The organism is Pseudomonas sp. P5_B2 (assembly GCF_056400445.1).
On sequence record NZ_JBFULH010001520.1, the window covers coordinates 1 to 522 of the forward strand.

2 protein-coding genes are annotated in these 522 nt (G+C 49.4%); both read left to right on the forward strand.

Annotated elements, in window-relative coordinates; genetic code table 11:
• On the forward strand, positions 1–235 hold a 235-nt coding region (locus AC1DRJ_RS32160; protein WP_477805633.1), incomplete at its 5' end, for a hypothetical protein.
• A 94-nt stretch (positions 236–329) separates the two neighbouring features.
• A partial coding sequence (locus AC1DRJ_RS32165; protein ID WP_477805634.1) for a hypothetical protein occupies positions 330–522 on the forward strand: 193 nt, incomplete at its 3' end.

Genomic DNA, 522 nt, shown 5'->3' on the forward strand with positions numbered 1-522 from the left:
GTCGGGTATTGACCACTCTGCGTGGCCGACAGCGCGTGTGAGAATGGTGAAAGCCACAAAAATATACATCAACGGCAAGCATGTGAATGACCTGACAGACTGCACAGGAGAGGAGCAGATTGACGTCGAGCGAGCGCAAGATAAGGTGATTGAAGCTTTAAAAGGTCGCACCATCACCAAAGTTATCTACTCCCCGAATCAAATTGTGAACTTCTTGTGCGCTCCTGCGATTTGAGTCGTTGACGTCTGCAGGGTTGCGATGAGCCGATTGGCACCAGGATTGATATAGGTGCCAGCCGGTGCAATACAAAAAATAAAAAAGTGAATACATGAATATCCCAACGCGTCTTTACCCAGCCGGGCTCGGCCTCGCATTGTGCCTGTGCGGTATGATTTCGATTCATGGCGGACTGACACTGTTGTATCTCAGCATTACCGCTATCGGATACAGCGCTCAAGAAGTACTTGCCATTTTTTTGTCTGGCTGTCTCGCAGTCTTGCTAATCCCGTTGGTGGGAGTAC